The sequence below is a fragment of the Microvirga aerilata genome (genome assembly GCF_016743775.1).
GTDB lineage: Bacteria > Pseudomonadota > Alphaproteobacteria > Rhizobiales > Beijerinckiaceae > Microvirga > Microvirga aerilata.
This window is the reverse complement of the sequence record NZ_JAEQMY010000158.1, coordinates 1-6,962: the sequence shown is the minus strand read 5'-3', so window position 1 is coordinate 6,962 and position 6,962 is coordinate 1. Positions and strand designations below refer to the sequence as shown.

General features: G+C 57.4%; 7 protein-coding genes. 2 read left to right on the top strand and 5 right to left on the bottom strand.

Annotated features, from left to right (window positions below):
* The 5 genes from JKG68_RS33065 to JKG68_RS35045 form a co-directional block, all read right to left on the bottom strand.
* On the bottom strand, positions 1-181 hold a 181-nt coding region (locus JKG68_RS33065), incomplete at its 3' end, for a hypothetical protein (protein WP_210346497.1).
* A gap of 934 nt (positions 182-1,115) precedes the next feature.
* Positions 1,116-1,913 (bottom strand): MBL fold metallo-hydrolase, encoded by a 798-nt coding sequence (locus JKG68_RS30250; protein ID WP_202065933.1) that lies wholly within the window; start codon positions 1,911-1,913, stop codon positions 1,116-1,118.
* Positions 1,914-2,093: 180 nt separating this feature from the next.
* A complete protein-coding gene (gene pdxA / locus JKG68_RS30245) occupies positions 2,094-3,098 on the bottom strand; it encodes a 4-hydroxythreonine-4-phosphate dehydrogenase PdxA (protein ID WP_202065931.1) in 1,005 nt (334 codons plus the stop codon).
* 29 nt (positions 3,099-3,127) lie between these two features.
* Entirely contained in the window at positions 3,128-4,402 is a 1,275-nt protein-coding gene (locus JKG68_RS30240; RefSeq protein ID WP_202065929.1) for a four-carbon acid sugar kinase family protein, read from the bottom strand.
* A 99-nt stretch (positions 4,403-4,501) separates the two neighbouring features.
* Positions 4,502-4,639: a helix-turn-helix domain-containing protein gene (locus JKG68_RS35045; RefSeq protein WP_202065927.1), complete on the bottom strand. Its 138-nt coding sequence runs from the start codon at positions 4,637-4,639 to the stop codon at positions 4,502-4,504.
* Positions 4,640-5,496: 857 nt separating this feature from the next.
* On the opposite strand from JKG68_RS35045, the gene JKG68_RS30230 reads away from it, so the two are divergent.
* Entirely contained in the window at positions 5,497-5,841 is a 345-nt protein-coding gene (locus JKG68_RS30230; protein WP_202065925.1) for a hypothetical protein, read from the top strand.
* Between the two features lie 24 nt (positions 5,842-5,865).
* A complete protein-coding gene (locus JKG68_RS35040; RefSeq protein ID WP_202065923.1) occupies positions 5,866-6,801 on the top strand; it encodes a winged helix-turn-helix domain-containing protein in 936 nt (311 codons plus the stop codon).
* The last annotated feature ends 161 nt before the right edge of the window (positions 6,802-6,962 follow it).

Below are 6,962 nucleotides of genomic sequence, written 5' to 3'. Positions count from 1 at the left end.
GGTTCCTTGCGGCGTGCCATGCGATGTCTCCTTCCAGATCATCGTAATGGCCCCACACGAAATTCCCGACAGTTCCGCCTCCCAGAGCTGAAGCCCACCGGTCACGCTCCTGGCGCAGCTCCTCAGGCCGCTTCCGTTCGAGCTCAAGAATTTCTCTCAGGCCCTCCACCTCGGCTTCCATCGGTTAAAACCCCGACCAATTGGACTTCCGGCGACCCCCAGCCTCAGACCCATCCACCTCGACAGTCTAAATCCACCCCACCACTCAGGACTAGAGACCCTCTCCGTCCCTTCGAGATCAATTCGCCTCCCACTTGGAGACCACAGCCTCGCGATCCGACCATTGAAAATCAAATTGTCTTCCACAAGGAGACCACAGACTAACCCTCTCAGGCTGACCTCACCTGGATACGATCAGACTAGGGGGTGGTGAGGGAACTGTAGCCTAGAGTTCCTCATCAAGATGAGTCAGGCAGGACAATCCCATCATGAATGTGATTATAGTCATGATGATGAAAATCTTTTCATTCAGAGACATCTACAACCTCCTAAGGGTAATCTGAAGGTGATCCTGAGAAGGTTAAAAAGTCCGGAATGTTTACCGCAAAAATCTGAGAGCCCTTGGATGAATACGCTACGGCAGGTTCCCCTCAGTGGGCCCCTCTGCTGCCTTATGAGGTAGGCCCGCGGCGCACCCTCGGCTCACGCTTGGGTCTTGGCTTCTCGGCTTTCTCTATGGGTTCCTCGGGCTTAGTCTGAGGCTTGCTGCGAGCCTTCACTGGCTGCTCTCGTACAAGCACCGTGGTCGTGCTGGCCTCGATGCTGGACCTTCCACATCCTGAACTTCGTCTTGGCCCACTGAGCCACATGGTCCGGTACACCCGCCACCACAACACAACAGGGCAGAGGCCGAGAGCGATCAACTGCCCGTACCAGAGCCCGAGTGTTACTCCCTCGGCTCTCGTTAAAGCTCCGTACCCCCAATCACAAGGAGCAAAACGGCTCAAAGGGCAGATGCTGTTAACCTATTGATCTTATTGGTAATCGCGCGGGGACTCGAACCCAGGACCATGTGATTAAAAGACAGAGCTTCCGACTGATACGTTCTCGGCAGCTTAATGCCCGGGCAGAACCAGGATCTTCGGGCTCTTCGGCAGTGTGGCCCGCGACAGAGTGACGGCTGCGGTGTTGCTGAACTCCACCGGGAAGTGCTCTCGGGCAGAGCCAAGGAACCGGTTGAGGGTTGAGGGTCCGAAGAAGTGCATCGGGATCATCAGCGGGGCGTTGATCGCCCGCAGCACCTCCATCATGTCGAAGGTCTCCAGCGTGTATCCGCCGTCCACCGGCACCAGCAGAACATCGATGCGGCCGAGCTTCTTTAGGTGCTCGGGCGAGAGGGTGTGGTGCAGATGGCCAAGATGGGCGATGCACAGCTGAGCGGTCTCAACCACGAAAATGGAGTTGCCGTCGTACTCCGTCGCTCTGCCATAGCTGCGGAGGTTGGTCGAGACATTGCGGATGCGTACATCCTGCACGGTCAGGTCGTGATAGGCAGGTCCCCCAGCTGGGTTCCAGCCCTTGAGCACGTGCTTGATCCCCGGGTCCGGATGGTAGCTGAAGTGCGTGGAATGGGCCTTGTTCATGGTGGCCACATCAGGCGTGACGGGCGGACGCGTGCCGTCGCTGTAGTCGGTGGCAATTCGCGCGCCCTGCGGTGTCTCGATTAGGAAGGTGGCGTGGCCCACGAAGGCGAGACCAACCTCATCTTGGCGCAGCGCAGCCCGGGAGAACAGAGTGTCTCGGGAGGAGATCAGGCCAGGGCAGCTCTCCGGCTCAGCCGGGGCAGCAGGCAACGGCAAGCTCAGGCTTGCCCAGGCAGCAACCGCACAGGCGATTTGCATCAATCTTGTCATCGGCGCCTCCATTGTCTCAGGTCAGGGATGTCGTAGACCTCCAGGTGCCGGTAGAACGTTGAAGATGTAGGCCTTGGAAGCCGCCAGACCATAAGCCGACGGCTCAATGATCTATTGCGCCGCCCCAGACTCCGTCAGCTATTCCCACGATAAGCCGAGGTTTCACAAAATCAGAAACTTTCAGGCAGGGGTAGCGCGCTGCGGAGCCAAGAGGATGGCCTGGTTGAGGGCTTCAAGCATGCTCCGTTCATCAGCCAGGCCCGTTCCAGCGATGTCAAAGGCCGTGCCATGGTCCACTGAGGTGCGGATCACGGGCAGCCCCACGGTGACGTTGACGCCTTCCTCGATCCCGAGAACCTTGACCGGACCATGGCCCTGGTCATGGTACATGGCGACCACAAGATCGAAGTCGCCGCGCTGGGCGCGGAAGAACAGGGTGTCAGCCGGAAGAGGACCTTCGACATGGATGCCGCGCGCCTGGAGCGCCTGCACGGCTGGCGCAATCTTCTGCTCCTCTTCACCATGGCCAAACAATCCGTTTTCGCCGGCGTGAGGATTGATCCCGCACACCCCGATGCGGGGGCTTGCAATTCTCGAGCGCACAAGGGCCTCGTGCCCACGCAGAATGGTCCGTTCTACCAGTCCCGGCTCGATCTTCGCGATGGCATCGATCAGGCCGATATGGGTGGTCACGTGGATCACGCGCAGCTTCGGGGTCATCAGCATCATCGAGACTTCCGGCGTGTGCGTCAGTGCCGCCAGGATCTCGGTATGACCCGGGAAGGGATGCCCTCCCGCGTGGAGCGCCTCTTTGTTGAGCGGGGCCGTGCAGATGGCATCGACCTCATTCGCTGAGGCCAGTGCGACCGCCCGCTCGATGTACCGGAACGCCGCATCGCCCGCGAGCGGCGATAGCTTGCCCCAGGACAGATTGTCGGGAATCAGGCCGAGATCGATGCAATCAACCGACCCATACTCGAACACGGTCTCCTTCGGACCTGACACAGGGCGAACTTCCAAGGAGGAGCCGACGATCTCGCCTGCCTGCCGCAGGCGGTTGGCATCTCCGATGATCAGGGGTTTACAGCGCTCGTAGACCTCCCGATGAGCAAACGCCTTCATGATGATCTCGGGGCCGACGCCAGCCGCATCGCCCATTGTGATTGCTATGATAGGCTGACTCATGCACGAACCCCTCATCCCAAGGGCCTACATTACTCACTCATTGCAGAATTGGAATGACAGCTCCTACCACCTCGCAGGATCGCGCGGCACCGCTTCAAGGTCGTGCGGTCGCCGAAAGCACCGGCCTTCGTGATCACCGGGATGGCAATATCACCGGTCGATACTCCAAGGGGTGCTCCGGGCTCGACCTCGTCTTGCATTTTCAATCCTGATATACCGGCTCGATCCAGGATCGCCCTCGCCGTCTCGCCCCCGGTCACAATTAGCCCACCAACCCGGGACAGGTGTGGCACAATCAGCTCGGCCAGAGCTGCGGCAAGCTGCGGCCCCTCCTGAAAGTTGACTTCCTCTCCCTGAATCGAGACCGCGACGTCTGACCCTGCTGCCAACGCCGCATCGAGTGCTTGGGCATAGGACTGCACCTGCTCTGGGGCTCTACCCTCCCGGAGAGCGGAGGGCAGAATGGTCAGGGGCATGACGTCGTGCTCCTCCGCCAGCGCATCGAACTGCATGTGTGACACACTGGATGCACTGCCCACGACCACGAGAACGGGCTTTCCTGCCGCCGCCCCTTTTGGAGCGGATGTGGGAACGACCTTCCCCTTCCCTGCCCTGACAAGAGCCCGCATCAGGCCGGCAGACCCGACCCACAACGGCTTTCTAGGCAGCATGAGGGATGCGGCTGCAACCGTGCGTAGGTCATCCTCGGTCTGAGCATCGCATACGACAGCGTCGCACCCGACATCTGCCGATTCAGCGAGCCGCGTCTTGAGTGCCTCTGACCCGAGCGCGACCTGCTCAAGAGAGGCCACCCTAACCCTGAACCCCACATCCTCAAGGATAGCCCGCAGATCGCCGGAGCCTGTCAGACCCGCCTGTTTCCAGAGGCCCGTGTTCCCGAGCGGGGTGCCGTTGACGAACACATGCCCGTCGATCGTCGCGCGTCCCGCTGCGGGGAAAGCGGGCACAACAATCGCAAGAGGCGCATGTCCAAGGACCTCCGTTGCGGCTTGGCGGATTTGAGCGAGCTCCGATGGCCAGTTGCCACGCAAAGTCGAGTCGATCTTGTGGTACAGGATGCATGTGCTCTTGCTGTAGAGATGCTGGAGAGCGCCTGTGACAGCGGCTCCGGCCTCCTGGGCTGTCATGGCCCGGGAATTCACATCGACTGAGACGGCAGTTGCGCCACCCGGATTGGCTTTTGGATCGAGGAGCACCACCGTGTCGGCACCCGCCGTAGCGCATGAAACGGCGCAGTCTGCGGCACCAGTCAAGTCGTCGGCAATGATAAGGGTTTCGATCATCGACGTCCGGCTGCCCCAGTTGCTAGGGGCATACTTGCTCGCCGCCGATGAACTCGCAAGACGCCCGCATTCAGGTGCGCTGATTAAGCTGCGCTGCCTCTACACGATGCCCCAGGCGCGGTAGCGGGTTCGGCCGGTGAGCTCGCGCGGCAGGGGTTTCTCCAGGCGGGACTGAACCCTTTCCGCTTTATGTGACGTGGCCGAGATAGAGACCGGTTCATACGCCCACAGAGACACGTTCGAACGCAGGTGGACCCGGCTGTGTCGGGAGTTCGAATCTCCCCCTCTCCGCCACTCTTTGATGCTAAATAACTGAAATTTGAGTTTTTTTAGCGCAAATGTGGGTGCGCACCCCTCACCTTGCCCCACATTTCATTACAGACTGTATTGGCTGTTATTGGTTGTCTTCGGACGTGTAGAACCTGCGAGTGGCGAGTTGGAATGGCCGCCGATACGCAGCTCAACCGGGGCTGCATGACCACAAGCTCATTGGGTGCCGCTGCGCTACATGCATACGCCCTGTGAGCTGCTGAGCCTCAAGGACATCGAAGACTAGGCTCGCCTAATTGCGGCCTATTGCTGCCACGTAAAGCCGGACGCGGATTCATCCCACATGAGCGCTCCACAGAACTGGAGAGCCTACTTAATCTGCTGAGAACAATCCCTACTGCGATGAACTTCACAGCGCGGCCTCCAATGCGGGCTGGCATGTCGGCGGGACTGCACTAGGCAATGGAATGGTGCTCAGGAGAGGATTGTCACCCTGGCCATAAAAGATCAGAATTTTCAATAACTTAATCCGCACGCGCGGTCAGCTTGTGTAGCACTCCTGTGTAGCCTTGTCGAGAGTGGCAATCCAGTAGCATCGCCAACCACGTCGCCTATCATAGCTGTGGCTGGGTTCGCAGGTCCGGTCTGCTCGTGATCTCGCGGCAGCTTGGATTTCTAACAGTCTAACCAATTCGGGGCGTACAGCCGGGGCCAGCCACGTCACGCCGGACTCGAAAATTTGCACAATAATCCACACCCAGAAACGGGATCGGGCTTGTAAATAGCCTCTCCCCTGGCGCAGCCTTTAACAATTCTGAGGTTGAATGATATCAATTCCTTTAGAGAAGCTTGGCATTGTGGCAACAGCACATCATACCCTGGGGCAGGCTGAAGGGAATCGCATGAGTACGAGCCGATCAGATATCGAGCGACTCTATCTGCCCGATCCGCTGCTGAACGAGGTTTTGAAGGCGAGCACACTTCGTCGGTTTAAGCACAAAAAGCGCGGCACCAGCTATGTAGAGTTAGGTCGAGGAGAGCTTCAGGCAGAGAAACCAATCCAAGAGGGCGATCATCTAGTCGTTTATGTCGGATCGGACGGTAAAATTTGGGTTCGCCCTGTTGCCGAGTTTGATGACGGGCGCTTCGAGCCGGAAAGTCCCGTTTGAGATCATACTGACTGGATTGATCCCGTGGACTCCTACCTATCAATAGCGGAAACGGTCCTACGTAGAGCGCGTATGCCTCTCGGTCCTAGAGAGATACTGAGACGTGCCTATAAAGCCGGCATTGTCCCGCCTTCCCTTTATGGCAAGACACAACACAAGACACTCCAAGCTCGACTAAGTGAAGATATTCTTATTAAGCGTGAAAGAAGCGCGTTCTTTCGTACTGCACCAGGGCGCTTCTTTCTTACGGAGTTTCTTTCCGAACGCTCGATACCATTAACTTACCGGACACCCATAGCTGCCCGACGTAGGCGTAGAGACCTTCCGGTAAAAAGAGCTTTGACGGTTGCCTCCCGAGTTCTTGAAGAAAGTGGTGATAGAAAAGTGTGGCCTCCTCAAGAGGCTATCAATCTATTGCGAGATATCTCCTATTCTCAATACATCGAAGCCAGCAATAGGCGCTCTGAGGCGGATGTCGTCGTTTGGTCGTACATAGTTGTGACTAGAGGAAATCTTGTTTTAACCTACCGTCATGGGCCGTACCGTGAGGATCGAGATGGATTTCATGGCAGTAGATCTATTGGATTCTATACGCCCGTTTCTGAGTACGACGCAGATCTTTTTGATCAAGCAAACCTTGGCATAATTCATAGTGGAATTAACTGCGTTTGCCTCGATTTGGATTTTGACGCGGAAAGCGTCTGGGGGCAGCTCTCAACTCAGTTTACGATTCAGGAGTTTCTATTAGTCGATAGCACGAAGCCGGAAAAAGATTTGCTCGCTGTTGTGAAATTTGAGTGCCCGCCTTGGTTGGAGCCTTTGGCGCGGCGACTATCTCTTAACGACTTACGTTGGCATGACACAAGCTCACCTATAAACCATGTTGAGGACTTTGATCCTTGGTCACAGGTGGTTTTGACACGACTAGGTCGCCCGCAGAGTAGTGGGTCTCTATCTTAATGCCGATCACTATCAAGCCACCTATCGCGGTCCATGAAGAGATCTATATTGAGCACTTGTTAGGCGACAACGACCCGTCTCATCGTAAGCGGTGTTCTGGACCCACCTTACGTTTGCATGTGTGAGGGACGAGACTGACGGCCTCTGTTTGGAGATCGTTT

Excerpts from the sequence above, each read along its gene's own strand:
- JKG68_RS30250 (WP_202065933.1), bottom strand. The coding sequence starts at position 1,913 with ATGACAAGATTGATGCAAATCGCCTGTGCGGTTGCTGCCTGGGCAAGC.
- pdxA (WP_202065931.1), bottom strand. The coding sequence starts at position 3,098 with ATGAGTCAGCCTATCATAGCAATCACAATGGGCGATGCGGCTGGCGTC.
- JKG68_RS30240 (WP_202065929.1), bottom strand. The coding sequence starts at position 4,402 with ATGATCGAAACCCTTATCATTGCCGACGACTTGACTGGTGCCGCAGAC.
- JKG68_RS30230 (WP_202065925.1), top strand. The coding sequence starts at position 5,497 with ATGATATCAATTCCTTTAGAGAAGCTTGGCATTGTGGCAACAGCACAT.